This window comes from Phocaeicola sp. ICN-14070 (assembly GCF_037892625.1).
GTDB classification, from domain to species: domain Bacteria; phylum Bacteroidota; class Bacteroidia; order Bacteroidales; family Bacteroidaceae; genus Phocaeicola; species Phocaeicola plebeius.
Window position 1 is genome coordinate 16,391 of record NZ_JBBKBF010000013.1, and the last position, 25,843, is coordinate 42,233.

Here is a 25,843-nt window from a genome sequence, read left to right on the forward strand (position 1 = left end):
AAATTTAATCAGAACATATGAAAACATTATATTCAGGACTACAAATATTGCTATACCTATTACTAACTTTACCTTTAGCAAGCCACGCACAAAGAAACATACCTAAAGTTACATGTATTTATTGTGGAGGTACGGGAAGAGCTGGTTACGCTTCATGCCTTTTTTGTGGCGGTAGCGGACTGATGGCTGACCCTCAATACCAAAACCAGAAAGCGTATGAATATGGAAAAGCTTTAGGATTATGCGGAAAAGGACAAGCTGCATTAGTACACGGAAATTACAAAGAAGCATTTGACGCCTTTGAAGAAGCCATGAAATTAGAAAATGCAGAGGCAATGTTTTTTATCGGTGTTTGTTGTGAGCTAGGAATGGGAGTAAACGTAAATCATGAGTTAGCCAAAGAATGTTACTCATTAGGTAGCCAGTATGGTAGTATAAATGCTAAACAGGCTATAGAGAGAATCAACCAAAATGGTTTTTGGCCAGCCACTGACCAAACAAGACAAAATTTCAGAAATGCACTTAAGATGCAAATAGAAATTCAAGGAAATGCAGCAATGATGAACCGTAACTTCAATAACAGCAATCAATCAAACTCAACAAAAGACTATGGAGCATGCCCTAACTGCCATGGAACAGGAAGATGTACCATGTGTGCAGGCAGAGGAGAATGGAAAGATAACAACGGAATATATCATGATTGCAGTATATGTCATGGCGGAGGACAATGCCCAAGTTGTCATGGCAGTGGAAAATTACGCTAACATTAAAGAGAGGAGGCTTCCTTCAAGACTAAGGCAACCTCCCCTTCATTTTCCATTCATCTTTTTCAGATATTGCTTCTTTTCCCTTTTACTCATTTCTTTCATAATCAAGTCTGCCGGATGAGAAGATTCAAACTGAGCAGTTTGCCCATCAGGCTTACAAGTTTCTGATTCATTAACTGCTATGATGGGTATAAATGAATGATATGCTCTTCCTTCTATGGCATAATCCTTATCCGAATCGCCAAAGCATCCACTCATTTGCAGACGTAAATGCGCTCCTTGACGATAATTGTTTCCGCCAATAACTCCAATCGGCTCTCCCGCCTCTATGTTTTCTCCAGGCTCTACAAATACACCTTCATTCTTAAATAATTTATAAGTGGCGAAACTCCCGTCTTTATGATAAACAACTACATAATTTTCGGTTCGTGCATACACCCTGCTTCCAGGTTTCTCGGCCTCTGAAGCTTGATACTGATGAACATCACAAACCAATCCACCACGCATGGCATACACTGTATCTCCCTCATTCATACGAAAAGCCAATCCTGTCACTTTTTTCCCTTTTCTATCTCTTTGAAAAAAATCCTCCAAGGAAGTCAATATATGAATATCTACTTTTTTCCCTGGAGCTACAGGTGGAAGATAAACAAAAGATGAATCTGAATCAGTTTTCCAGTTCCCCCTATAACTCCTACTTTGATAAGCGAAGCCGACAGGTACTTCTTCCACTTCACGTTTTAAGGTCAACAACCGGCTAATTCCATTACCTGCTACAGAAATATAAGGAACATCCGTTGTCATTCCAGAAGCTCCTGTAAGTTTCGTAAAAACAATCTGAATAGTATAAGGATAGAATGAACTATTTTCCGCTTTCAGAATATAGTTCTTTCCCATAGCCTCATAAGAGACCTTTACATCTTGCGCTTTTAAAGAAAACCCGGAAAATACATAAACAACGCAAAACAATAAACTAAACCTTACATTAAACATAGCTCAAAATATTAAGGTTAAATAAAAATCCCCTCATGCTGAATCACATGAGGGGTTCAGAATCTATAATGATGTCATTAATTTATTTTGCTACACGTTCCAGCCATTTTACCATAAACAGCATGACTCCCATTGAAATGAGGCATACAATCATGAAAATAGCCCAGCAATATCCGATAGGAATGGCGTTATACATAAGTGGGCCAATCCACAACAGAAGATTACCTACAGCTGTTGCACCAAGCCACAATCCCTGGCAAAGTCCCAAAAGATGCTTTGGAGCCACCTTCGAAACGAATGACAATCCAAGTGGAGAGATAAACAACTCAGCTACCGTAAGCAGGAAGTAAAGAACAATCAACACCCATGCACCGGCTTTTACCTGCTGGTCAATAGGAAGTTCTCGATATTCTGCAGCAGAAGGATAACCCATAATGAGTGAATATACAGACAAGAAGAGATAAGCCAAACCTGCGATGAACATACCGATGGCAATCTTACGCGGAGTAGAAATTTCCTTGCCTCTTCTTGAAAGAGAACCGAAAATCATCATGATGACCGGAGTCAATGTGATCACAAAGAAAGGATTCACTGCCTGCCATATTTCCGGAGCAATTGTAGATGTATCAACGAAGTCTCTCGCAAAGAGTGAAAGTGAAGTACCATTCTGATGGAATGAGAACCAGAAGAAAATAACCACGCCAAGCACTGCAAACAAGGCGTAAAGACGCTGTTTGATTTCCTTAGCCATGGCAGCCTTTTCTTCAGCTGTATAAGTAACAGCAGCAGCTGCTTCCTTCTTCCCCGGATTTGGGAACTGACTCTTGGTCACAAAGAAGATAATCAAAGAAATAAGCATTGCGGCAACAGATGCAACAAATGAATAATGGATACCTTCATTAAATACCTGCAAATACTGTGCGCAAGAAGCAGCCATATCGGAAGTTTCACCCACACACTGTGACATCAGCTGATTCAAGTTACCCATAGCCTCAGCCGACATACCGTCTGCACCTTTTGCTATATATTCATGGCACAGAGCAGGAAGACCAGCATTGTAGACCATATTGTGTGCACTCAGCCACCAGCTTCTCAACAAAGGAGCGATAAACGGAGCGATAAGTCCACCAATATTGATAAATACATAAAATATCTGGAATCCGGAATCTCTCTTGCTCTTAGCTTCAATCAGTTCCTTTTCCCCCTTCTTTGCAGCCTCTGCTTCAAGGTCATCGTACATCTGACCTACAATGGCCTGAAGATTTCCCTTGAACAGACCATTACCAAATGCGATAAAGAACAAGGCAATACAAGTAAGCGTAAGCAACCAGGATGTATTACCTGCATTGGCAGTAATAGGAATAGATAATGCAATATATCCAACAGCCATGACCACGAGACCGGCCATGATTGTACCTTTATAATTCTGCTTTCTGTCGGCTATCAGCCCCCCCACAAGACTTAACAGATAAATACCTGCATAAAAGAATGAATAGATAAGTGTACTTTTTTCCTCACTTATACCAAATTTAGAACAAAGAAACAATACCAGTACGGCATTCATGATGTAGTAGCCGAAACGCTCCCCCATGTTAGAAAGTGCAGCCGGTATCAGACCTTTAGGATGCTTGTTAAACATAAATAATGAAGATTTTAATAATTAATAGTGTTAATACTCGTATAAATTCTGTCTCTCGTTCGCAAATATACAATTATTCAAATAAATATGCAAACCTACCTCACTCAGCACCTTGCGGAAGTTTTCCCCTGTATGTACGGCTTATTACGCGTTCAAAGCTATGAATAATCTCCTGCCCCATGTTTACACGTGTGCTGTCCACTTTCCGAATTTCCACAGGCGTAACTGCATCTTTATACTTCGCCTTGCCGATACGGATTTTCATCTTGTCCAGGTTTCCGGTAATGTTCACTCCCGCCTTGAACGGCAATGGTGATTTCAGCACTGAGATGTGATAGTTAAAGTTCATGTCCAAACCCTGGGTTCCTCCCACAGCCGCCTTGTAACGGTCTATCTGAAGTAAGAACGGGTATACCGTCACATTGCCGTCCTGCACGGTCAGGTTGACCGAAATACTGTCGAACACGTTCCGTTTCTTGTTCTTAAACATCAGTGTCTTGGATATTTCGGCAAAGGTTTCTCCATCCATCAGTACCAGACTGTCGCCTTTAATGTGCATGGCCGCTTTCAGACTTGGAATCTTCACGTTCAGGTTGGAATCAAGCACAGCCTCGGCCGTAGCATCAAAATCGACCATTCCCTTGAAGGAACGGAGCATCGGCACAATCGTATCAAGTGAAGGAATGAAATCGACCAACTTACCGATATTTACCTTGCGCAAACGAAAATCAAAACCGGCATAGCCTCTTGTTTTTCTGCGGGCACGGTATACCAATGTGGTTTCCAGGTCTGCTTCCAATCCCCGCATGGTCAGCTTTTTCAGATAAACGGCCTGATTGCGAATGTCTACCGCTCCTTGCACATTTTCAAACACCATATTCCCGTAAGTCACCTTGTTCAGGTTGGTCTTCAACTCGAAATCAATATTCTTCGGAATGACAAACAACTGCATCGGTTCTGCCGACGATACCGTGTCGGTCTCTGCCTGAAGTGTATCCTGCGGGAAGTTCAGTGCATTAATCAACTGGTTGCAATCGAGGTTGCGGGAAGCGATTTCCAGGTTGGCCTTCAGCATTTTTCCTTTCTTCATTGCCGCATACAGGCCGTAAACCGATCCGCTTGCCGTCAAGTTGGAACGTCCGATACGCATGCTGGCATTTTTCAAGGTGATAACTCTATCGCCTACCGTTACGGCTGTTTTGCGCATTCTCACCGGCAAAGCCAATTCAGGGGTTCTTAAAGTCAGTCGGTTGAATCCGACAATTCCTTTGGGAAGCCATACTGAATCGCGTACCTTTTCAGCCGTCAAGTTAAAGCCTCCCTTGTCCATACCCATTTTCATATCGCCCATACGGCAAAAGAGTGTATCGGTCTCCAAGGCTACCTTTATATTCGGCATGGCCGGATTCAGTTTGCCCGGCTGCAGGTGCAAGGAAGCCTTTGCCTTTTTACTGAACACCTTCAACGAATCGCCCATCTCTCCTTTCAGACGACTCATCTGCAATTTACATTCCACGTCAATCAGACGGGTCGTATCTTGCGGATTCGTAGACCGGACAGTGGCATTCAATTCATCCAGATTGGCAGAAATAGCTGCAGTACGCAAGGAAGCCTTGCGAATGTTCATTTGTGCGGCAAGATTATCTTCTCCAATAAAACGGAGAGCGGCCTGGCTGGTAAATTCAAAATTCTTCTTGGTATCGCGCAAGAACATGTCCTGCATATCCAGCTTTCCTTTCAAACGAACACGCCCCCAGTCCTGCTTCTGAATAGTAGACAAGCGACAATGCAAGCGGAAGTCGGCTCCCACCCGACCACCTATCGACACTCCTTCCTGCAAGGGGAAAGTCTTGGCCAGTGCCGTAAGGTCTATTTCCGAACGGGTATGAAAAGTGATGTCAGGGTCACCCAACAAATCTTCCACTTTTCCGTCAGCTAATATATCGGTGTGAGCTCCCTTGAAACGGAATATTTTCAAATCGGCATACGAGGGCTTGTGGCGCATGAAATCAACGTAGCCGCTAAATTCTGCTGTCAGGTCGTCAATACCATAAGGTAAATCGGCATACTTCGCCGAAGCCTGATTAATGCTCATGTGAAGTGTAGCTTCCGGCATCTGCTGTTTGCCATAAAGCCCCTTCAAGGTTCCTTCTAACGTAACCTCTCCTTTGGCAGTAAGCTCCTGACGCTTCAGCACACTCTCCGGAATCATATTAAACACGGTTTCCAGCGACGGGGCATGCAACTTATAGGTCAAATCTACCGAAGCCGGTCCGCCAATCGTATCCCGCCCAAGGGTACCCGACAAGTCGAGGGCTATTCCATTTAATGTCAGTCCCGTATCCTTCAGCGTAAGTCGTCGGGAAACACGATCCAGTTGCATATCCGCATTCAGTCCTACAGCCAGGTGATTCACCAATAGCTGTCCGTCCTGCCAGAAGAGCAAATTCTCGTTGTCATACTCCAGTGCCAACATGGAATAATCTTTCTTCAAGGAAGCTTTCAGATTCATGTTCAGGTTCTGCACGCGGGCGTATACTCTTGTATCCCTGTCGTCGAACGTCACGTTCGTACGCTTCAAGGCCACACGGTTTATGTCTATTTCCTGAATCTGAGGCTTCTGCGATGTGGTATCCTCTTCTACTGTCTCTTCCGTACTCTTCACGATGTCCCAGTTGCTTTTTCCTTCCTTATTCTTGAAAGCATATACCGACGCATCTTCCAGTCCCAGATAGCGCAGGCTGATTTTATCATGCAGCAGATAATCCACCGGATTCACCACTACCACACATTTCTTGAAAGAAACCAGTGAATCGGTCTTCTGCCACAACGTGTCATTAATGGCTTTGGACACCAATACTCCATCCGTCACCTTCAGTCCGAATCGAGGAAAGGTGGAAAAGAAGGTCAGTTCCACGCTTTTCATCTGCAAACGGGCATTCAATGACTGATTGGCTACATTCAACACCACCGGCGTCAACTTTTCCGGTGTAAAAATAAAATTCACCACGATGGTTACGGCCAACAAGAATACAGTCAGTAACGCTCCTAACGAAATGGCCGTCAGCCGAATTGTTTTACGTAATTTCTTGTTCATCTTTTTTCTTTCATAAACAAACTCATCCATTGTTTGTGCTGCAAGCGGTATTCAGACAATAGGTACAGACAAACTCAGGATGTATCAGATAATGAATCAAAAAACGGGCCTTGTCCGCTTTCCGATATGATTCACCCGTAAACGTTCCGGAGGAAGATAGTTTAAAAGGGCACACTTTGAGGTGTTGCAGGAAATCCACTTCTGCCATATCAAGCACTTTGTACATGGTTTCCTTTGCCGACCAGTGCAAGAGCAACTGATACAGTTCTTCACGCGACTCCATCCGTGCTCTTTCCGGCATCTCGTCTTCCCTCACAAACCGAGACTCTACCTTCCGTACCCGCTCGCCATAAGCCTCAATATCAATGCCGGACTGAGCAGACTCATGCAAACCGACTGCCACATATCCTTTCGTATGAGAAATGGATACATGATACTCCCCTCCTGTCAGAAACGGTTTTCCGGAAGTTTCATGTCCAATCCGTACTTCTTTTCCCAACATCGTTTTCAGTAGCACACGGACTGCCAGGTATTCCATTTTCCGGGAAGGAGCTTTCAGACGTTCAAGTTCTTGCCGCACCACGTCGTCCGACAGACAGGCATAAAGTTCCTCCAGCGTTTCCGTCACCTGCCAGATTCCCCATCGGCCATTTTCCTCCGTCCAAGTCTTCAGCAGCGGCATACTTACTTCTCCTTCGACTCGTCTTCTTCCTGAGCCACAGGCAAGATGGTCACTTTCACCTTCTGGATACGACGCGAAGTCATCTCCAGAATTTCAAAACGGTAATTCTGGTAATTGATAATCTCATGCAATGCGGGGAACTCTCCCTTCAGTTCCAGCAAAAGGCCGGCCAGTGAATCCGCATCCCCAGAAACATCCTCAAATACCTCCTCACTATCCTTGATAATCTTATAAAAATCCGACAACAGAGTCTTTCCTTCGAATACATACACGTTTTCCGTCAGTTTCACGTACGTGCGCTCTTCCTCATCGTATTCGTCATTGATTTCTCCGACAATCTCCTCGATGATGTCCTCCATCGTCACGATGCCCGACGTACCTCCAAATTCATCCACCACTACGGCGATGTGAATCTTGTTCGTCTGAAAATCACGCAGCAAATCGCCAATCATCTTATTTTCCGGCACAAACAAGGCAGGGCGAATCAGGTTCTGCCATTTGAAGTCCTCACCCTTATCCAGATAAGGAAGCAGGTCCTTGATATACAATATTCCTTTGATATGGTCACGCGTTTCTTCATACACCGGAATGCGTGAATATCCGTTTTCATTGATACACTTCAATACCTCCGAAAAGGTAGAATGTATTTCCAAATCCACAATATCCAGACGGGAAGTCATTACTTCCTTCGCCGTTTCTTCTCCAAAACGGATGATTCCCTCCAGCATATTGTTTTCTTCCGGTGTTTCCTGAATATCCGTCAATTCCAGCGCCTGAGAAAGTTCATTGACCGACAGGTTCCGGACTTTCCGCTTCTGTGAAAATCGGTTGATGAAAAAAGAAGACCGGACCAGCAACGAGGATATGGGCCAGAATACGGTACGCAAAACCGTTACTACGGGAGCCGCCTTACGGGCAAAGGGTAAAGTGTGCTGTGCCGAATAAATTTTCGGCATAATTTCTCCGAACAGCAACAGCAGGAAGGTCAATACGACCGTTACAATCAAAAACTCCAGAATTTTTGCCTCTCCAAAATCAATCACACTGGCAAACACATAGTTCAACAGCATGATAATCGTCACATTGACAAAGTTATTCGAAATCAGAATAGTGGCCAGCAGACGCTCTGAATCATCAAGCAAGGCCTTGATTTTAGAGTCAGAAGGATGATTCTCCTCCTCTATATCGTTCAAGTCAGAAGGAGATAACGAAAAGAAAGCTATTTCAGAAGCAGAAACAAAGCCCGAAGTATATAATAACGCAAGGGCAAGCAGCAAAGCAAAAGCAGCCCCTAACGAAAGGGGCATTACGGTAATTCCGTCACAAAGCTCCGTCCAGCGGAGCAAACACGAGTCAGGGTCCATTCTATCTACCTGTAGTTAAACATCTATTTAAGACCGCCTGAGATTAAAACGGCAGATCATCCGAAGGATTGTTCTCAGGCTGAGCAGCAGCGGCAACCGGCGAAGCGGCCTGTGGTTGTGCAGGGGCAGTAGGCTGTGCAGCACGCGGAGTCAGCATTTCCATATTGTCACCAAAAATTTCCGTCACATAACGTTTCACTCCATTCTGGTCGTCGTATGAACGAGTACGGATTTTCCCTTCAATATACAGTTTATCGCCTTTGTGTACATATTTTTCGGCAGTTTCAGCCAGTCCGCGCCACAACACGATGTTATGCCATTCCGTACGTTCAGGCACCTGTGTGCCATTGGCCAGCGTATAAGCACGGTCTGTGGTAGCCAGCGGGAAAGTAGCCACAGCTACTCCACTGTCCAAATATCTTACTTCAGGGTCTTTCCCTACATTTCCAATCAATTGTACTTTATTCAATGACATGATTTTATTTTTTATAATTTGGTTTCAAAAGTAACGAAAAAAAACGAGATATCAAGCGCGACACGGGGAATTTATGCAAATCGTCAATCAGAACGCGCTGAAATCCAGAAAGAACGGCATCTTCCTCTTCCAGTTCTACTTCGTAACATCGGGCATGGATTACCCGGTGTGACAACACGTGTTTCACCTCAGGCGATACCACGCGGAACATACGTATGGAGCGGTTACCTACCAGTTCCCGGAATGCAGGAAGAGAGAAAATCTCTTCTTCTCCTACTTCCTGTTCCGTTTCAATCAGCGGAAACTCATACAGATTCTGCCAGATGTCTCCGGCTTCACGCCTTTTTATAAATGTATGCACGCCTGCACGCACGTAAATATAAGAAAAATAACGATCTAACACCTTCGTTTTACGTGATTTCCAGGGAAGTTTGTCCACTAAATTCTTTTGCAGGGCCACACAACTGTCTGAAAGCGGACAAAACAGACAGGAAGGCGATGACGGCACACATTGCAAGGCCCCGAAATCCATGATGGCCTGATTATACAATGCCGGACGCGACTTGTCCATCATTTCATCGGCCAGCGAAGCATACAGTTTTTTTCCAGCTCCGGTATCAATGGGTTCTTCCACGCCCAGCCATCGGGACAATACGCGATACACATTCCCGTCGACCACCGCATACGACATGTCGTAAGCAAAGGAACAAATGGCTGCGGCCGTATAGTCTCCCACCCCTTTCAATGCCCTTACATCTTCATAACGCACGGGGAAAGCTCCTTTTTCGGCAATCGTACGCGCAGCTGCGTGCAAGTTACGGGCACGCGAATAATAGCCCAGCCCCTGCCAGCACTTCATCACTTCGTCTTCCGAAGCCTTTGCCAGTGTTTCTACATCCGGAAAATGCTCCATGAAACGGCAGTAATAATCATACCCCTGCACCACACGGGTCTGCTGAAGAATGATTTCCGAAATCCATATCTTATAAGGGTCTTTGGTGTCACGCCAAGGCAGGTCACGCTTGTTCTCCTTGTACCAGTCAATTATTGTAGTCGCAAACAAATTCATCCAATCTATAATTTGGCTGCAAAAATAATACATTTGCCCGACATATACAGAAAAACCACGTCATACAGCTGTATAAAAGACTCGTAACTCTCAAAAAAGCACGAGTTTTCTAAAAAAATATTCCCGAGAAATTTTCGAAAGATACAGAAAAGCTATATATTTGCAGTCCAAAAATTTAAGATAACGTATAACAATAATTATTAGCGCAATGACTAAAGCAGATATTGTAAACGAAATTGCCAAGAACACAGGTATTGACAAGGCAACAGTATTAGCAACCCTTGAGGCGTTCATGGGATCAGTAAAAGAATCTTTGTCGAAAGATGAGAATGTCTACCTCCGTGGTTTCGGTAGTTTCATTGTAAAGAAAAGAGCGCAGAAAACTGCTCGTAATATTTCTAAGAATACTACCATTATTATTCCGGAACACAATATTCCGGCATTTAAACCAGCAAAAACATTTACTCTATCAGTAAAAAAATAATTAACATTTAGTATTAACCCATAAAATTTTGAAGCTATGCCAAGCGGAAAGAAAAGAAAAAGACATAAAATGTCTACACACAAACGTAAAAAAAGACTAAGAAAGAACAGACATAAAAGCAAAAAATAATTGTTAGTCTGTCCGACTTCAATAAAGAACAAACTTGCAAAGCTCAACAAAAGCCTTTCAGGTTTGTTCTTTGTGTAATTAGCAACCTAGTAAAAACAAAAAACCAAGTAACAAAGTGACAAGCGAATTAGTAGTAGACGTACAGCCCAAGGAAATCTCTATTGCCCTCATGGAGGACAAGAACCTGGTAGAGTTCCAGAAAGAGGAACGAAACCTCTCCTTTTCCGTAGGCAACATGTACGTAGGTAAAGTCCGGAAACTCATGCCCGGCCTCAACGCCTGCTTTGTAGACGTAGGCTTTGAGAAAGACGCTTTTCTTCACTACCTGGACTTGGGACCACAATTTCATTCTTACCAGAAGTACCTCAAGCAAGTAATCAGCGACCGGAAAAAGCTCTATCCCATGTCGAAAGCTTCCATGCTGCCCGACATTGAAAAGGATGGAACCATTTCCAGCGTGCTCCAGCAGGGACAGGAAGTCATCGTACAGATTGTCAAGGAACCGATTTCCACCAAGGGGCCGCGACTGACCTGCGAATTGTCGTTCGCCGGACGCTATCTGGTACTGATACCTTTCAACGACAAAGTATCCGTTTCACAAAAAATAAAATCCAGCGAGGAAAGAGCACGCCTCAAACAACTGCTGCAGAGCATCAAGCCTAAGAACTTCGGAGTCATTGTACGTACCGTGGCCGAAGGAAAGCGCGTGGCAGAACTGGATGCGGAACTGAAAGTCCTGCTGAAACATTGGGAAGAAACCATCACGAAAGTACAGAAGGCCACCAAACTGCCCTCACTGGTTTATGAGGAAACAAGCCGTACCGTAGCCATGCTGCGCGACTTGTTCAACCCGTCGTATGAAAACATCTATGTGAACGACGAAACCGTTTTCAACGAAGTAAAAGATTATGTAGCACTCATTGCTCCCGAGCGTACGGGTATCGTGAAGCGCTACACCGGCCAGCTCCCTATTTTCGATAACTTCAGCATCACCAAGCAAATCAAATCCTCTTTCGGGAAAACCGTTTCCTACAAGAGCGGAGCTTACCTGATTATCGAACATACGGAAGCACTCCATGTGGTGGACGTAAACAGCGGAAACCGTTCCAAATCAACTAACGGACAAGAAGCGAATGCACTCGACGTAAATTTGGGCGCAGCCGATGAGTTGGCACGCCAGCTTCGTCTAAGGGATATGGGAGGTATCATTGTGGTAGACTTCATCGATATGAACCTGGCTGAAAACCGGCAGAAACTTTACGAACGCATGTGCCAGAACATGCAGAAAGACCGGGCCAAGCACAACATCCTTCCTCTGAGCAAATTCGGACTTATGCAAATCACGCGCCAGCGTGTGCGTCCGGCCATGGATGTCACTACTGATGAGGACTGCCCAGTATGTTTCGGAAAAGGAAAAATCAAACCTTCCATCCTGTTTACCGATACATTGGAAAGTAAGATTGACTATATGGTCAACAAGCTGAAAGTGAAGAAATTCACACTACACATTCATCCTTATGTCGCTGCCTACGTAAATCAGGGACTCATGTCCATGAAGCGCAAATGGCAGATGAAATATGGATTTGGCATCAAAATCGTTCCGAACCAGAACCTGGCGTTCCTGCAATATAAATTCTTTGACGTGAACAACCAGGAAATGGACATGAAGGAAGAATTCGAAATTAAATAATCTGAAGGCCGTCTCCTACCGCAAAACAAGGGAGACGGCCTTTTTTGTCTCCAAAGGCAAAGCCCCTTCCCCCTCTCTTTCCTGATTGAAAAACGTACAGGAAATAAACAAGCTACCGTGCCACACGATTTATGTTTCTCTCCGCAGAAACCTACGTTTTCCACAAGAGAAACATAAGGTTCCGCACCGGGAAACATAGGTTTCGCGGCAAGGAAACATAATTACAGCAAAGGCTTTCGGAACACTCCACACTGATGTTTTCTCTTATTTCACCCCAGCACGTTACGCAACGGAATTCTGTTTTTATCCTTTATGCCTTTGTCGATTTCCTCCTTTTTTTACTACCTTTGCAGAAAGGTATCATTTTAATATAAAATCATGAAAATACGTAGCATTTTATTCGTTATTGGGGTTACATTCTCTCAGTTTTCACTGGCACAACAGACTTTGCCGCGCGATCCGGACTGCTGTACCAGTATCATGGTGGGGAAACTGGCCTCAACTGACGGCTCTGTCATGACAAGCCACACCTGCGACAGCTGGTACCGTACATGGGTAAACGTAGTACCGGCAGCAGATTTTGCCAACGACACAGTGATGAACATTTACGACGGACGCATGCACACGGAATCGGTCAACGACCAGACGAAACTGACCGTGAAAGGACAGATTCCGCAAGCCAAACATACCTACGCTTTTCTGGATACGGCTTATCCATGCCTGAACGAGAAGCAGCTGGCCATGGGAGAAACAACCATCAGCGGACGGGATACCCTGCGGAACCCTAAAGGGATGTTCATGATTGAAGAACTGGCCCGCGTGGCATTGCAACGCTGCACCACGGCCCGCGATGCCATTCAGCTCATGGGCAAGCTGGTGAAGGAATACGGCTACGGCGATTCAGGCGAATGTCTGACCATTGCCGACCCGAAGGAAGTATGGCACTTTGAAATCTTCGGCGAAGGCCCCGACCAGATTGGCGGTGTATGGGCTGCCGTACGTATCCCCGACGATGAAGTGGGCGTATCGGCCAATATCTCACGCATCAGCACACTCAACCTGAAGGATACACGTAACTATATGGCATCTGAAAACGTGTTCAGCGTGGCCAAGAAACTCAAGCTGTGGGATGGCAAGGAACCGTTCAAGTTCTGGAAAGCCTACGGAGGTCCGAACTATTTCGGCAAGATGCAGGCATTCAGCATCCGCGAGTTCTTCATTCTGAGCACACTGGCTCCGTCGCTCAAGCTTAGCATGGACGATGAGGAACTGCCGCTGAGTGTAAAACCGGAAAAGAAAATCAGTAATGCCGACGTGATGGCTTACCTGCGCCAGACGTATGAAGGTACGGAATGGAGCGTAACGAAAAACCTGAAAGTGGCTGTCAAGGACAGAAAAACCGGAAAGACCGATACCATTACCAGCCCGCGTGCCAACCCGTGGATGCGTACCGACGAGGTACAGCTGTTCAATGCACTGCAAAAGGGTGCCGTGACAGCCAACCGCAACGTGGCCGTGCCGCAATGTGCGTACTCTACCGTTATCCAGTTGCGCGACTGGCTTCCGGATGCCGTAGGAGGTGTCTGCTGGTTTGGCATGGACAACCCCGGACAGAGTCCGCGCGTGCCCATCTTCTGTGGTACGACCGACCTGCCGGAAATGTTCAAGATTTGCGGCAACCACCGCTACCGCCTGGATGCTGCCTTGTGGCACTATCGCCAGGCCAACAAACTGGCTACCGTGAGATGGGGAAATGCCCGGAAGATTTTGGAAAAGAACCTGCTCCATTTTGAAAGAAAAGGACTGGAAGAACTGCCGATGGTGGAACAACGCTATGCCGAGCTGGTCAAGAGTCAGGGAGAAGAAGCTGCCAAGGCTTATCTGACCGACTATACCAAAGACTTTATCGGAGCTACCCTTCTGCGCTGGGACGAAATGACTGCCAAATACTGGAATGACTACCGTTTCGGATTCTGATTCCTTATTAATACACACGTAAAAAAACACATAGAAAAATATGAAAACAGTTACATTTATCTCTGCATTACTTCTTGCTTCGGCCACCGTTCAAGCACAGCCCAAGGCCGAAGGCTACCAGTTTACTACCGTAGTCAACCAGAAAGTGACTCCGGTCAAGAATCAGGCTGCCACCGGTACTTGCTGGTGCTTTGCCACTACCTCTTTCATCGAAGCCGAACTCCTGCGTCAGGGAAAAGGTGAATTTGATCTCTCGGAAATGTACATTGTCCGTCAGAAATACATGAACCAGTTGAACGACAACTACCTGCGCCACGGAAAAGGCAACATCGGTCAGGGAAGTATCTCACCCAGCTGGTTTACGGCTTTCACTCAGGTAGGTATCGTACCGGAAGAAGTGTACAGCGGTATCAATTACAACTCTCCTACCCACAACCACAAGGAACTGGCCTCTTATATGGAAGTCATTGCCGAAAAGGCCGTACAGATGCGCCAGCGCAGTCCGGAATACGACAAGCTAATCAAGAACCTGTTCGACATCTACATGGGCGAACTGCCTGAAAAGTTTACCTACAAAGACAAGGAATACACTCCGCAGTCCTTCGCAAAGAGCCTGGACATCCATCCCGAAGACTATGTCATGCTGACCAGCTTTACCCACAAGCCTTACTACCAGGCCTTTGAAGTAGAAATTCCCGACAACTGGGAACATGCCAAAATGTACAACCTTCCGCTGGATGAGATGATGGAAGCCACAGACTATGCGCTGAAAAACGGCTACACCGTATGCTGGGACGGAGACGTCAGCGAAAAAGGTTTCTCTTTCAAGCACGGAGTAGCCATCAATCCGGAAACCGGAAAGACAGAAGACCTGAAGGATACTGACTTTGCCCGTTGGCAAGGTATGGATGCACAGGAAAGACTCAACGAAGCCTTCAAGTTTGAATATCCTTGTCCGGAAGTCAAAGTAACTCCCGAAATCCGCCAGAAAGGATACGAATCTTTCGTAACAACCGATGACCACCTGATGCACCTCACCGGCATCGCCAGGGACCAGAACGGCACGAAATACTACATCACCAAGAACTCCTGGGGAACCGACCGCAATGATTTTGGCGGTTACCTGAACATGTCGGAAAGCTACGTACGTGCCAAGACTATCTACGTACTTGTACACAAAGATGCCCTGAGCAAGGACATGAAGAAAAAGCTCGGGCTCACTGACTAAAAAACCTGCCTGAAAAACAACCAGGTTACCAAAATGGATGCTTATCTTTGCTGCTGTCAACAGATAAGCATCCATTTTTTATGAAAACTGAAGACTATACTCCCATTTTAGAGTCGGCTGGCATCCGCCCCACCTCTACCCGACTGCTCATTTATGAAGCCATTGCCCGTAACAGTGACACGTTCAGCCTGAGCACGTTGGAAAGACAACTCGACAGCATCGACAAGTCGGTCATCTTCCGCACCCTCGTGCTCTTTCACGAGCACCACCTGATACACAGTGTAGACGACGGCAGCGGCTCACACAAATACTGCATCTGCCACAACCACGGACACTGCCACGAAGAAGAGGCCCATTGCCACTTCTATTGCGAAATCTGCCAGAACACCTACTGCCTGAACGAAGATCTGATACCACACATCGACCTGCCCAAGGGCTTCACCGCCCGAAAAGTGAACTACATCGTGAAGGGTATCTGCGCCAAGTGCGCCGCCAAGCACTCCGTTTAAAGCCGTTTTGTTGATTTACATCAATAAAACACCGGAAAATCAAAATTTCATGTTATAAAACATATATTCTATTCAAAAAAGCTCTATCTTTGCAGCGTGATCAAGAACGAAAGTTCAACGGTTACTAGGAAAAAAGATTGTTATAGGATTTAAAAAGATTGTTTTTACCTCGTCGGGATGACGACGTATTTTTAGATTAGGTTTTAGATTTAAGGTATTAAAGTTTTTTATTCACTAAAAAGAAAGGGTAACAACATGAAAACGATGAAGAATTTCATTCAGAAGGTCTTCAAGGGAGACCCGATGATTTGGGGTTACGTAATGCTCAGCTAATGAGTGTGTAACCCCTTTGTGGACCGGGGATGTTCGGTCTTTTTGACAGAAAGTTGTAAAGTTTACTGTATACAATACCTTTCACAGGTATCATAAAAAAAACGAGTGTATCTGCTTCGATGCACTCGTTTTTTTGTATTGAAGCCAAAGTCCTGTAAAATAGTTCTTCACATAAGATGATATTGAAAGAAAGTTCCTGAATCTGTCACAAATTATTGCCAGTTCCGAATCTTTTCAATAACTTTCCTGCAAATTTCCAAAAACGATACAGAAATGTCATTAATCAGAGTTATTCTCTCCATTATTTTTCCGCCTCTTGCCGTAATTGACAAAGGCTGCGGCTCAGTACTGATTGTCTTCATCCTTACCCTGTGCGGATGGATTCCGGGCGTAATCGGTGCCCTGATTATCCTCAACAAGAACTAAATCTAACTCTATTCCTAAATAAAGAAACATTATGAAAGAATTACATGTACATGAAATTACGGGACATTCGCTTGTCCCCGCAAAAGACATTCCGGCATTGCTCGATGAAAACCATATTGAATTTCAGGCCATCGACTGTGTAAACTGGAACGCCTATCCTTACCGCCCTGAGGTGGAATTCCGCATGGCTCACACAGGAGAGGCCATTTTATTGAACTACCGCGTCAAGGAAGAAAGCATACGTGCCGTAGCAGCGGAAGACAACGGCAGAGTATGGGAAGACTCCTGCTGTGAGTTCTTCTTTCAGCTTCCCGAAGACCAGGAAGAAAATATCTACTATAACTTTGAATGCAACTGTGGAGGTACCTTGCTTATCGGTGGCGGAAGACCGGGCGACAGACCTCATGCACCATTGGAAATCACCCGAAAAGTAGACCGCTGGACCTCGCTCGACAAAGCTCCTTTTGAAGAACGTATGGGCGAATGCAGCTGGCAACTGGCCCTTTGCATCCCAAAGGAAGCATTTTTCCGTCATCAGCTCAAAGGTTTCAAAGGAATGACTGCGCGTGCCAATTTCTACAAATGCGGCGACAAGCAGCATACCCCGCATTTCCTGTCATGGAACAAGATAGACTTGCCGGAACCTTGTTTCCATTGTCCGGAATTCTTCGGCAAGATTCTGTTTGAATAAGAAACTGACCCAATAAAAACAAGAACGAATGTCCTTGACTGTTTTCCTCTCAGGGTATGAATACAAAAATGAATATAAGTATGAGAGAGAGAAAAGAGGAAAAACAGTCAAGCAACATTCGCCTGCAAACACAATAGAAACTAAAAAAAGAGAACTAAATATGCTGTCCTCCACCCAGCGCCTGATACAAGTTGATAAGGCTTTGTATCTCCTTGAAACAGTTAGCGGTTTGAGAGAGCTGGGCATTTAACAACGTCTGCCGGGCAGTCAGCACTTCCAGATAGGTAGTATTGCCATGCTGCATCAGCAGTGACGTACTGGTGAAGGCCTTTTCCAGGGCAGCCACCTGATTTTCGTAATTATCTTTTTTCCTTTTGCTTATCTGATAAGACACCAGCGCTTCGTTCACTTCCGTACCGGCATCCAGCAACTTTTGCTCAAAAGCCAGAAGAGCCTCTTCCTGCTGTGCCTTGGCAATGCGCCGGCGGGCAATCAATGTCCCTCTGTTAAACAGCGGCTGCGTCAGAGAAGCCAAGGCTGAGGTAACAAACTTGCCCGGATTGGTAATCGGTCCGCCCACCGAATTTGTCCATCCGGCACTTCCACTTAAGGTTATGGACGGATAAAAGGCTGAATTGGCCTGATTAGTCACATAAAACGCTTGTTCCAGGTCACGTTCGGCCATACGCACGTCCGGACGGTTGGAAAGCATCTGAAGTGGAACTCCCACAGACAGACGTGAAGTGAACTGTTTCCGTTTGCTCCGGCACCGGATGAGAACATCAGCGGAAGCATACCGAAAATCATACACAAGACGGTCATGATAATAGGACGGAAACGGGCCTGAGCTGCCGAATAAGTAGAAGAGATCATGGAAAATTTTGAACGAGTATTAAATTCAACCAGCGGAACCATCTGGCTGATGTGGGATGGCAGTCACACCACGGCATGGAACGGAGGAACAAACATTCAGCGTCGCCAAAGAAGAAGAAACGACATCACGGTAGGAACCGTAGCACTGTCTGACCTGATTTACATTCAGATGTACAACAATGCAGAGCAGCAATACGAACCACTCGTATGGTATGGTCCCGGAGCACAATGGAATGACGATGGCATCAAACACAATCACTACAATGCCATGTTATGGGCCACCTACTCGCCCAGCAACGGACAGGGATGGTTCTATAACGGCACAATGGCAGGACTTTATCCAACCAAGAACGGCGCAGGCCCGAACGACACCCGACTTCTCCGCTTTAAGAAGTCGGATGTAGAATACATCTATGAATAACAACCCTCAGAACGTCTTTGCGTTTCAAAGTAAACGCAAGGACGTTTTACTTAAAACGCAAGTGCGCTTGAACTAAAACGCAAAAGAGTTTCGGTCCAAACGCACTTGCGTTTTTTTTATGCTTTCTGAGAATCAGTTTATTTCCTCAATAAATCACTGAAAAACAAACCAATATCCTCCTATCATAAGAAGTAGCATCAGCAGTTCGGCCCCACGGTTGACACGGATGGCCACACGCATATCCCGACTATCCAACGGACGAGGATTATCTCCGATGAAGGGCTTGTAAACGGTCTCGCCGAAATAGTCGTGCGGACCGCCAAAACGGCAGTTCAGAATGCCGGCCAGCGCGGCTTCCGGATAACCTGAATTGGGACTGGCATGCATCTGCCCGTAATGCGCCACGAACTTCAGCAACGACCAGCGACCGGAAACCAGTATCATCAGCAGGGAAGTAAGTCGGGCGGGAAGGTAATTGGCCACGTCGTCCATGCGGGCCGCCCAGCAGCCAAAATCTTTATAACGGGCATTGCGGTAGCCAATCATAGAGTCGAGGGTATTAACCATCTTATACGCCAGCATCCCCGGCACACCCAACAGAAAATACCAGAAAAGCGGAGCGATGACACCGTCGCTCAGGTTCTCGGCCAAAGTCTCAAGGGCAGCCGTACGCACCTCCTGGTCAGTCAAGGAAGAAGTATCTCTTCCCACGATGCGGGCCACCTGTTTTCTCCCGGCTTCCAGCGAAGCATCCACCGCTTCAAACACCATCCGGACCTCATCTATCAGGGTTTTCCCGGCCAGACAATAGAATACGGCCACTACCGAAAGTGCTATCTTTACCCAGGGATGCAGCAGAGCTGCCGCTTCCAGCAGCCCCTTGCTCACTAGAAAGGTTAGCACAACCAGCCCTATTGCGGTCCACGCTCCGTTCCGTCTGCGGTGAGCTCCCTGATTTCCTCTGCGCTCACACCGCGAAATCAGTTTTCCGAATCCTACCACCGGATGGGGCAACCACAGCGGGTCACCTAAAATCTTGTCAAGCAAAAAACCTCCTGCCAGGGGAATCAATCCCATTACGAGTTCTGTATCCATTCGTGTATGCCTTCAATTAATAGATTGTTTTCTTCTTCCGTCTGTATAGCGATACGGAAATAGCGCGCATCCAGCCCTTCGAAATTGGATGCATCGCGAATCAGCAGTCCGTGTCGGGTAGCCAAGAATTCCTTCAGTTGCGCCGCAGTACCCTGCTGAAGGCGTGCTAAAAAATAATGCGTATCCGTAGGCAGTACCTCTACCCCACCCAAAGCTTCCAGCGCATCGGTCACCCGTCTCCGTTCCGTCAGCAAAGCCTGTATGTCCATGCGATATTCCCCCGGATGCTGCAACAGGTAATGTCCGGCTTCTACGGCCAAGGCATTGACCGACCAGGGCATACGGCAGGCACGTATCCGGGAAAGAAGTTCCCTGCTGCCCGTCACCGCTCCCAGACGCAACCCCGGCACGGCATAGCATTTGGTCATGGAATGCAGGAGCAATACGTTAGGCAGTTTCACCGTCTCGGCTACGGACAGCACCTCTTTCTCCGTAAACAGCGCATACGACTGGTCAATGACAAACAGCTTTCGGGGATATGTGGCTATCAGTCGGCGAAGCGTGGCGGCATCCCATGTCTGCCCCGTGGGGTTATTCGGATTACACAGCCAGAAAATCCCCTCATTGCCCGTCAGTTTCTCCAGACTGGAAATACCTTCCACCCGATGTCCGTGCAAGCGGCAGGCATCGGCATATTCACTAAAGGTCGGTATCCATACAGCAGAATGACTTCCGCAAAAAGCTTGGGCAATGAGGTAGATGGCTTCCGTGGCTCCATTCGTCACACAGACTTCCTCCGGACTGACACCATGCAACCGGGCCAGCTCAGCAGCCAGTGCATAGGGCTCCGGTTCCGGATAGGAACGGATGCACGGCAGGCATCCGGCCAGGTAGCGGTTCAACCCATCATGGTTCACCCGGTGGTACACATTCGAACTGAAATTGGCATGAATGGCCGTATAGCGATAGGCGTCGTCTCCGTGTCCGTTAATCATTTTGAGTCAGTATTTGGTAAAGCAGTGGCATGTTCAGGTGCTTCCGCACATGGTCGGCCAGCTTGTTGTATTGTTCCTCCTTGAAAGCGGCATAATCCAACTGAGGCTGGTCCAGCTTTTCGGCATACGGAGCCAGCAGCCACTCTATCACTTCCGGATTATCCAGTATGCCGTGAATGTAGGAACCGGCACATTTCCGGTCTGCCACACAGCCATCCGTTTCTCCGTTCTCCAGACGCACCAGCGGAGTCAAAGTCTCTCCTTCCACCGCCGAAGTGCGCCCCATGTGGATTTCGTATCCCGTGCAGGTCGGTTCTTCGGAAGACAGAAAAGCAAAACGTACCTGACGTGTCACCTTCTCTCCTTCGATGGCCGTTTCTGTAGGCAGAAGTCCCAGTCCGGGCATCTGGCTGATGCTTCCTTCCACTCCGTCGGGGTCGGCAATACGCTGCCCCATCATCTGGTATCCGCCACAAATTCCCATCACGGTAGCCCCGTTGCGGCGTGCCTGAAGAATGGCTTGTGCCACTCCGTTACGACGCAGTTCGTACAAATCGTCGATGGTACTCTTGCTGCCGGGTAGCAGGATGATGTCGGCCTTCATCAGGTCGTCCACGTTGTTCGTATAGTACAGGTTTACCCGTTCGTCATGCTCCAGCATATTGAAATCAGTGAAATTCGAGAGATGACGGAGCAATACCACCGCCACATTGACCTTTCCCTGCACCGCCTTCCGCTGTTTCAAGGAAAGTTCCACCGAATCTTCTTCCTCAATGTAGATGTCGTGGTAATACGGTATCACGCCCAGCACCGGAATGCCACAGATTTCTTCCATCATCTTCACCCCCGATTCAAACAAGCGAAGGTCGCCACGAAACTTATTGACAATAATTCCCTTGATGCGTTTGCGGTCTTCCGGTGTCTGCAAAGCCACCGAACCGTAGGCACTAGCAAACACACCTCCCCGGTCGATATCGGCTACCAGAATCACATCCGCATGGGCATGACGCGCCATGGGCAGATTCACCAGGTCTGTATCCTTCAGGTTGATTTCCGAGATACTGCCCGCTCCTTCCATCACCACCGGATTGTAACGGGCTGACAGACGGTCGAATGCCTGATTCACTTCCCGACGCAACTCCTCACGTCCTTCTGTCCGGAAGTACTCATACGCACTCCGGTTGCCTATGGGCTTACCGCTCAGCACCACCTGTGCCGTCTGGTCGGAAGTCGGCTTCAACAGCAACGGATTCATATCCGTATGGCAGGGTACTCCTGCGGCCTCAGCCTGCACCGCCTGTGCCCGTCCGATTTCCAGTCCTTCGGGAGTGGCATACGAGTTGAGTGCCATGTTCTGTGCCTTGAAAGGTGCCGGATGGTACCCGTCCTGCAAGAAAATACGGCATAACGCCGCAGCCAGTACACTCTTACCCACGTCACTGCCTGTTCCGGCCAGCATGAGCGGATGCAAACGTGGAAGCGGCAGATCAATTTCCACCATCCCCCCGTAAGGAGGCAAGGCTTTCATGGCATCTTCCAGTTTCACCTTGCCGGCATAGACTTGTGCGGCTACCAGCACACCGCCATGGGCAAATACCAGTGCCGGACCTGAAGTACGGTCCAGGTGGTCAAAGAAGTCGGACACACGGGCCAGCACGTCCATGAACGACTCGCCTCCGGTAGTCCGAACCCGCAGGTAATCGTCATACCATTCCTGGATGCGCGGGTCGGTTATTTCCTCAAAACGCTGCATCTCCCACTCACCCATGTTCATTTCTTTCAGCCGCTCGTCACGTTCCGCTTCGGGAAAGCCGCAATAGGCTGCCAAGTGTGTACAGCGGGACAAAGGACTGGTATAGATACGTGAAAAACGCATTCCCGTATCCTGAAGGGCCTTTTTACATGCCTCTGCCTCTTCCTGGAATGAAGCACGCAGGGGTACGTCGGTCTGCCCGTAGCACGTCCCGGGTGCCACATCCACCGAAGTATGTCGAACTAAATATACTTTCATTTTCTTTTATCTAACCATATTAAAAATTATATGCCATTACTACTGCTCCCATCCAGCACGCCAGTTCACACAAAAGGAAAAGTGCACCACAACAGTCGCCGGTGTATCCTCCTAAACGTCGCTTGAGCAGCCAGCCCAATCCAATGAAAAGTACACATGGAAAGCACAGCATTCCCCAGTAAGAAAGAGGTAAAAGCAGCAAGGGCAACAATCCGCCTGCAATATTGGCTATCCACTCCGAAAGGCTCATGCGGGTATAGACCACCTTAGCCTTGCTTTCTTCTTCTTTTCGGGCGTACGGAAGGAACAAGAGCATGAAACTGCATACAAACTTGCAGAAAGGGTCGGCCACGCACAGCACCCAGGGAATAACAGGCGCAGGCAAGGATACCAAAAGCGAGAACGAGAGCAGGTAATACAATATCAATCCCAGCACACCGTAACTCCCGATATGGGAATCTTTCATGATGCGGAGAATGCCTTCCCGGTCGCGTCCGCCCCCAAATCCGTCGAAGAAATCGGCCAGACCGTCTTCATGCAAAGCCCCCGTCAGGAAAAGACGGGTACACAAGGCCAGCAGTACCGCTACCGGCAGAGGAAACCAGGTGGAGAAAACCCAGAAAGACAGGGCCATCACTCCTCCCGTGAGCCATCCGCAAAGGCTCCAGTAGCTCACCACGTGCCGGAAACATTCGGACGGCACGGTACAAATCCGCCAGAAAGGCAGACGGGTGAAAAACATCAGGGCAGCCAGTAAATTGTTCATGAGATCAGAAGTATTTGGTAATGGAAGCATGGGCAAAGGTATCCATCTCATTCAGCATCCGCACGGCTGAGTCAAGGATAGGAAAAGCACAGACGGAGCCGCTTCCCTCACCCAGGCGCAATGACAGATTCAACAACGGACGGGCGTGCAGGTAATCCAGCAACAGCTTGTGGCCGCTTTCATCTCCCTGATGTCCGAACACAGCATACGAAAGTACGTCGGGACACAAACGCGAAGCAGCCAGTATACAGTTGGTCATGATAAAGCCATCCACCAGAATGACCATGCGCAGCTCTGCCGCACGCAGCATGCCACCTACTGCCATCATCATCTCAAGTCCTCCGAAACGACACAGGATTTCTTCCACTGTATGCTCGCCCGAGAAATGTTGAAGGGCCTGCTGAAGTACCCGGAACTTATGGGTCATGGCTTCTCCATACAGACCGCTGCCGGCTCCCACGCATTGTTCCAGTGGAATACCCGTCAGGCAACTCATCCACAAGGAAGAAGCGGAAGTATTTCCAACTCCCATCTCACCGAAACTTACCACGTTACAACCTGCTGCCTGAATACGGTCTACGCATTGTGCTCCACGCTCCAGGCACAGATTCATTTCTTCGGGTGTCATGGCATCTTCGTGAAGGAAATTACGTGTGCCGCGACGGACTTTCATATCAATGATGCCTTTTTCGTAGGGAAGGTCATAATCCACTCCCGCATCAATGATTTCCAGGCGGAATCCATGTTGGCGGCACAAAAAGTTGATACCGGCCCCTCCATGCAGGAAGTTACTGATTTGCTGCCAAGTAATCTCCTTCGGCGAAGCACTGACCTTCTCTTCCACAATGCCGTGGTCGGCTGCAAAAAGCAAGTTATACGGATTGTTCAACGAAGGCGACAAGGTCTGCTGAATCATACAAACCTGCAGGACCAATTCCTCCAGACGCCCCAGAGAACCTTTCGGCTTCGTCAGGTTATCAATCTTTTCACGGGCTGCCTGCTCCAGTTCCGGACAGGCAATAGGTGCTATAGTAAACTTACGCATGATTTATCCTTTCACTATAACCGGAATACCGCACACCATCAGCACTACCTGATCGGCTTTCGAAGCAATATACTGGTTCATCCATCCTTGCAAATCGGTGAAACGGCGCTGTACTTCATTGGGGGAAACGCCTCCCATGCCAATCTCGTTCGTGACGAAAATAAAGGTCGCATCTTGGGCGGTGAAACGGTCGAATTCCCGCTTCAAGGCTTCTAAGGCAAGTGACACTTCCGGCTGTTCCACAAAGTAGTTCGTGCACCAGAGCGTCACACAATCAATGACAGCCACCCGTCCTGTAATATCATGACGGCTCAGTTCCTTTTCTTCTTCAATGTTCGTCCACTCCGGCCCCCGGTTTTGCTGGTGACGCTCCACCCTACGACGAAATTCCTCGTCCCATATCTTTGCCGTGGCCATATACACCGGCGATGCAGACAACTCATGAGCCAGACGCTCTGCATAACTGCTTTTTCCGGAGCGCTCGCCGCCCGTAATCAGTATTATCTTCTTCATAATCTTCTGCTGTGGTTTTCAGCTTCCATTACTATAAATAAAAAACTGTCTCAAGGCAAATATGCACTCCGTAGCCGGAACGATGCATCCGTTTACCTTGAGACAGTTTCCTGTTCCAAATTGTACATCAAGCTGTACGACTCTTCTGCTTTATTCGGCTGCTTTTTCTGTTTCTACGAAATCAGCTTCTCCGTTTGACACCAGCAGGTTGTACCACTGAATCAATTTCTTAATGTCACTGGTATGTACGCGGTCACGGTCGTAGTTAGGCAATACTTCAGCCATAAATGCGTGCAGTTCTTCCGCAGAAGCTTTCTTGTAATCCAAAGAAGTCACGTTGCCGTTTTCTTTCTTCTTTACAGATTCCAGCACTTCGCCCAAAGCTACTTCTTCTGCATCAGTATACATGGCAATATCGCCCAATGAGATTACCTTGTCACTGGCATAGACCGGTACTCTTTTCTTTTCTGCACTGACTGTTTCCACAATCAGCATATTCTTTGCCTGAGAAATCAGTTTGTACAAACCTGGTTTTCCAGAAATCGCTAAAATAGTCTTCAACATATTATCT

Annotated in this window: 23 protein-coding genes and 3 pseudogenes; 9 read left to right on the plus strand and 17 right to left on the minus strand. The window is 47.2% G+C overall.

Going from position 1 to position 25,843, the window contains the following annotated elements:
• Positions 1–17: 17 nt before the first annotated feature.
• A complete protein-coding gene (locus tag WKT20_RS05830) occupies positions 18–764 on the plus strand; it encodes a hypothetical protein (protein ID WP_022053761.1) in 747 nt (248 codons plus the stop codon).
• A 45-nt stretch (positions 765–809) separates the two neighbouring features.
• Here the strand turns inward: WKT20_RS05830 and WKT20_RS05835 are convergent, their stop codons facing one another.
• From WKT20_RS05835 to mutY, 7 genes are all read right to left on the minus strand, one after another.
• A complete protein-coding gene (locus WKT20_RS05835; protein ID WP_022053762.1) occupies positions 810–1,760 on the minus strand; it encodes a M23 family metallopeptidase in 951 nt (316 codons plus the stop codon).
• Positions 1,761–1,842: 82 nt separating this feature from the next.
• Complete coding sequence (locus WKT20_RS05840; protein WP_118026692.1) at positions 1,843–3,399, minus strand: peptide MFS transporter; 1,557 nt, start codon at positions 3,397–3,399, stop codon at positions 1,843–1,845.
• Positions 3,400–3,499: 100 nt separating this feature from the next.
• Entirely contained in the window at positions 3,500–6,496 is a 2,997-nt protein-coding gene (locus WKT20_RS05845) for an AsmA family protein (protein ID WP_337559807.1), read from the minus strand.
• Between the two features lie 22 nt (positions 6,497–6,518).
• Complete coding sequence (locus WKT20_RS05850; RefSeq protein WP_118211010.1) at positions 6,519–7,178, minus strand: 4'-phosphopantetheinyl transferase family protein; 660 nt, start codon at positions 7,176–7,178, stop codon at positions 6,519–6,521.
• Positions 7,179–7,180: 2 nt separating this feature from the next.
• Positions 7,181–8,542, minus strand: coding sequence for a gliding motility-associated protein GldE (gene gldE / locus WKT20_RS05855; protein WP_117672979.1), 1,362 nt, complete (start codon positions 8,540–8,542; stop codon positions 7,181–7,183).
• A gap of 43 nt (positions 8,543–8,585) precedes the next feature.
• On the minus strand, positions 8,586–9,017 hold the full coding sequence (locus WKT20_RS05860) for a single-stranded DNA-binding protein (RefSeq protein WP_117672977.1): 432 nt from the start codon (positions 9,015–9,017) through the stop codon (positions 8,586–8,588).
• A gap of 4 nt (positions 9,018–9,021) precedes the next feature.
• Complete coding sequence (gene mutY, locus WKT20_RS05865; RefSeq protein WP_118431263.1) at positions 9,022–10,086, minus strand: A/G-specific adenine glycosylase; 1,065 nt, start codon at positions 10,084–10,086, stop codon at positions 9,022–9,024.
• 208 nt (positions 10,087–10,294) lie between these two features.
• Here mutY and WKT20_RS05870 point away from each other — a divergent pair, with 208 nt between their 5' ends.
• From WKT20_RS05870 to WKT20_RS05900, 7 genes are all read left to right on the plus strand, one after another.
• Positions 10,295–10,570, plus strand: a complete 276-nt coding sequence (locus WKT20_RS05870) for an HU family DNA-binding protein (RefSeq protein WP_007563675.1) — start codon at positions 10,295–10,297, stop codon at positions 10,568–10,570.
• Positions 10,571–10,814: 244 nt separating this feature from the next.
• On the plus strand, positions 10,815–12,389 hold the full coding sequence (locus tag WKT20_RS05875; protein WP_340417023.1) for an Rne/Rng family ribonuclease: 1,575 nt from the start codon (positions 10,815–10,817) through the stop codon (positions 12,387–12,389).
• 378 nt (positions 12,390–12,767) lie between these two features.
• Entirely contained in the window at positions 12,768–14,366 is a 1,599-nt protein-coding gene (locus WKT20_RS05880) for a dipeptidase (RefSeq protein WP_304239829.1), read from the plus strand.
• A gap of 40 nt (positions 14,367–14,406) precedes the next feature.
• Positions 14,407–15,594: a C1 family peptidase gene (locus tag WKT20_RS05885; protein WP_340417024.1), complete on the plus strand. Its 1,188-nt coding sequence runs from the start codon at positions 14,407–14,409 to the stop codon at positions 15,592–15,594.
• A gap of 80 nt (positions 15,595–15,674) precedes the next feature.
• Positions 15,675–16,103 (plus strand): Fur family transcriptional regulator, encoded by a 429-nt coding sequence (locus WKT20_RS05890; RefSeq protein ID WP_118026704.1) that lies wholly within the window; start codon positions 15,675–15,677, stop codon positions 16,101–16,103.
• A 606-nt stretch (positions 16,104–16,709) separates the two neighbouring features.
• The gene (locus tag WKT20_RS05895) at positions 16,710–16,862 is read left to right on the plus strand and encodes a YqaE/Pmp3 family membrane protein (RefSeq protein ID WP_081458141.1); all 153 of its coding nucleotides are present in this window, start codon (positions 16,710–16,712) and stop codon (positions 16,860–16,862) included.
• A 31-nt stretch (positions 16,863–16,893) separates the two neighbouring features.
• Positions 16,894–17,553, plus strand: a complete 660-nt coding sequence (locus WKT20_RS05900) for a carbohydrate-binding family 9-like protein (RefSeq protein WP_007563657.1) — start codon at positions 16,894–16,896, stop codon at positions 17,551–17,553.
• 154 nt (positions 17,554–17,707) lie between these two features.
• Here the strand turns inward: WKT20_RS05900 and WKT20_RS05905 are convergent.
• Positions 17,708–18,295: pseudogene (locus WKT20_RS05905) on the minus strand (TolC family protein); the annotation flags it as partial.
• Positions 18,295–18,417, minus strand: a pseudogene (locus WKT20_RS18300) (efflux RND transporter permease subunit); the annotation flags it as partial. The pseudogenes WKT20_RS18300 and WKT20_RS05905, both read right to left, overlap by 1 nt.
• A gap of 7 nt (positions 18,418–18,424) precedes the next feature.
• On the opposite strand from WKT20_RS18300, the gene WKT20_RS05910 reads away from it, so the two are divergent.
• Positions 18,425–18,847, plus strand: coding sequence for a hypothetical protein (locus WKT20_RS05910; protein WP_147331486.1), 423 nt, complete (start codon positions 18,425–18,427; stop codon positions 18,845–18,847).
• A 153-nt stretch (positions 18,848–19,000) separates the two neighbouring features.
• Here WKT20_RS05910 and cbiB read toward each other — a convergent pair whose 3' ends face one another.
• From cbiB to WKT20_RS05945, 8 genes and pseudogenes are all read right to left on the minus strand, one after another.
• A complete protein-coding gene (gene cbiB / locus WKT20_RS05915; RefSeq protein WP_270653111.1) occupies positions 19,001–19,942 on the minus strand; it encodes an adenosylcobinamide-phosphate synthase CbiB in 942 nt (313 codons plus the stop codon).
• Positions 19,924–20,937 (minus strand): threonine-phosphate decarboxylase, encoded by a 1,014-nt coding sequence (locus WKT20_RS05920; protein WP_340417025.1) that lies wholly within the window; start codon positions 20,935–20,937, stop codon positions 19,924–19,926. Before WKT20_RS05920 ends, cbiB begins: the two co-directional genes overlap by 19 nt.
• The gene (locus WKT20_RS05925; RefSeq protein WP_373104058.1) at positions 20,930–22,438 is read right to left on the minus strand and encodes a cobyric acid synthase; all 1,509 of its coding nucleotides are present in this window, start codon (positions 22,436–22,438) and stop codon (positions 20,930–20,932) included. Before WKT20_RS05925 ends, WKT20_RS05920 begins: the two co-directional genes overlap by 8 nt.
• Positions 22,439–22,948, minus strand: a pseudogene (gene cobC / locus WKT20_RS18305) (alpha-ribazole phosphatase); the annotation flags it as partial.
• A gap of 19 nt (positions 22,949–22,967) precedes the next feature.
• Positions 22,968–23,714 carry an adenosylcobinamide-GDP ribazoletransferase gene (locus WKT20_RS05930; RefSeq protein WP_278613774.1) on the minus strand — a complete coding sequence of 249 codons (747 nt, stop codon included), beginning with the start codon at positions 23,712–23,714 and terminating at the stop codon, positions 22,968–22,970.
• A gap of 4 nt (positions 23,715–23,718) precedes the next feature.
• Entirely contained in the window at positions 23,719–24,759 is a 1,041-nt protein-coding gene (gene cobT / locus WKT20_RS05935) for a nicotinate-nucleotide--dimethylbenzimidazole phosphoribosyltransferase (protein ID WP_117702823.1), read from the minus strand.
• Positions 24,760–24,762: 3 nt separating this feature from the next.
• A complete protein-coding gene (gene cobU, locus WKT20_RS05940) occupies positions 24,763–25,272 on the minus strand; it encodes a bifunctional adenosylcobinamide kinase/adenosylcobinamide-phosphate guanylyltransferase (RefSeq protein ID WP_117702824.1) in 510 nt (169 codons plus the stop codon).
• 150 nt (positions 25,273–25,422) lie between these two features.
• A complete protein-coding gene (locus WKT20_RS05945) occupies positions 25,423–25,836 on the minus strand; it encodes a DUF5606 family protein (RefSeq protein WP_340417026.1) in 414 nt (137 codons plus the stop codon).
• Between the last annotated feature and the right edge of the window lie 7 nt (positions 25,837–25,843).

Coding starts and splice junctions, on each gene's coding strand:
- WKT20_RS05830 (WP_022053761.1), top strand. CDS start 18: ATGAAAACATTATATTCAGGACTACAAATATTGCTATACCTATTACTA.
- WKT20_RS05835 (WP_022053762.1), bottom strand. CDS start 1,760: ATGTTTAATGTAAGGTTTAGTTTATTGTTTTGCGTTGTTTATGTATTT.
- WKT20_RS05840 (WP_118026692.1), bottom strand. CDS start 3,399: ATGTTTAACAAGCATCCTAAAGGTCTGATACCGGCTGCACTTTCTAAC.
- WKT20_RS05845 (WP_337559807.1), bottom strand. CDS start 6,496: ATGAACAAGAAATTACGTAAAACAATTCGGCTGACGGCCATTTCGTTA.
- WKT20_RS05850 (WP_118211010.1), bottom strand. CDS start 7,178: ATGCCGCTGCTGAAGACTTGGACGGAGGAAAATGGCCGATGGGGAATC.
- gldE (WP_117672979.1), bottom strand. CDS start 8,542: ATGGACCCTGACTCGTGTTTGCTCCGCTGGACGGAGCTTTGTGACGGA.
- WKT20_RS05860 (WP_117672977.1), bottom strand. CDS start 9,017: ATGTCATTGAATAAAGTACAATTGATTGGAAATGTAGGGAAAGACCCT.
- mutY (WP_118431263.1), bottom strand. CDS start 10,086: ATGAATTTGTTTGCGACTACAATAATTGACTGGTACAAGGAGAACAAG.
- WKT20_RS05870 (WP_007563675.1), top strand. CDS start 10,295: ATGACTAAAGCAGATATTGTAAACGAAATTGCCAAGAACACAGGTATT.
- WKT20_RS05880 (WP_304239829.1), top strand. CDS start 12,768: ATGAAAATACGTAGCATTTTATTCGTTATTGGGGTTACATTCTCTCAG.
- WKT20_RS05885 (WP_340417024.1), top strand. CDS start 14,407: ATGAAAACAGTTACATTTATCTCTGCATTACTTCTTGCTTCGGCCACC.
- WKT20_RS05890 (WP_118026704.1), top strand. CDS start 15,675: ATGAAAACTGAAGACTATACTCCCATTTTAGAGTCGGCTGGCATCCGC.
- WKT20_RS05895 (WP_081458141.1), top strand. CDS start 16,710: ATGTCATTAATCAGAGTTATTCTCTCCATTATTTTTCCGCCTCTTGCC.
- WKT20_RS05900 (WP_007563657.1), top strand. CDS start 16,894: ATGAAAGAATTACATGTACATGAAATTACGGGACATTCGCTTGTCCCC.
- WKT20_RS05910 (WP_147331486.1), top strand. CDS start 18,425: ATGGAAAATTTTGAACGAGTATTAAATTCAACCAGCGGAACCATCTGG.
- cbiB (WP_270653111.1), bottom strand. CDS start 19,942: ATGGATACAGAACTCGTAATGGGATTGATTCCCCTGGCAGGAGGTTTT.
- WKT20_RS05920 (WP_340417025.1), bottom strand. CDS start 20,937: ATGATTAACGGACACGGAGACGACGCCTATCGCTATACGGCCATTCAT.
- WKT20_RS05925 (WP_373104058.1), bottom strand. CDS start 22,438: ATGGTGGAAATTGATCTGCCGCTTCCACGTTTGCATCCGCTCATGCTG.
- WKT20_RS05930 (WP_278613774.1), bottom strand. CDS start 23,714: ATGAACAATTTACTGGCTGCCCTGATGTTTTTCACCCGTCTGCCTTTC.
- cobT (WP_117702823.1), bottom strand. CDS start 24,759: ATGCGTAAGTTTACTATAGCACCTATTGCCTGTCCGGAACTGGAGCAG.
- cobU (WP_117702824.1), bottom strand. CDS start 25,272: ATGAAGAAGATAATACTGATTACGGGCGGCGAGCGCTCCGGAAAAAGC.
- WKT20_RS05945 (WP_340417026.1), bottom strand. CDS start 25,836: ATGTTGAAGACTATTTTAGCGATTTCTGGAAAACCAGGTTTGTACAAA.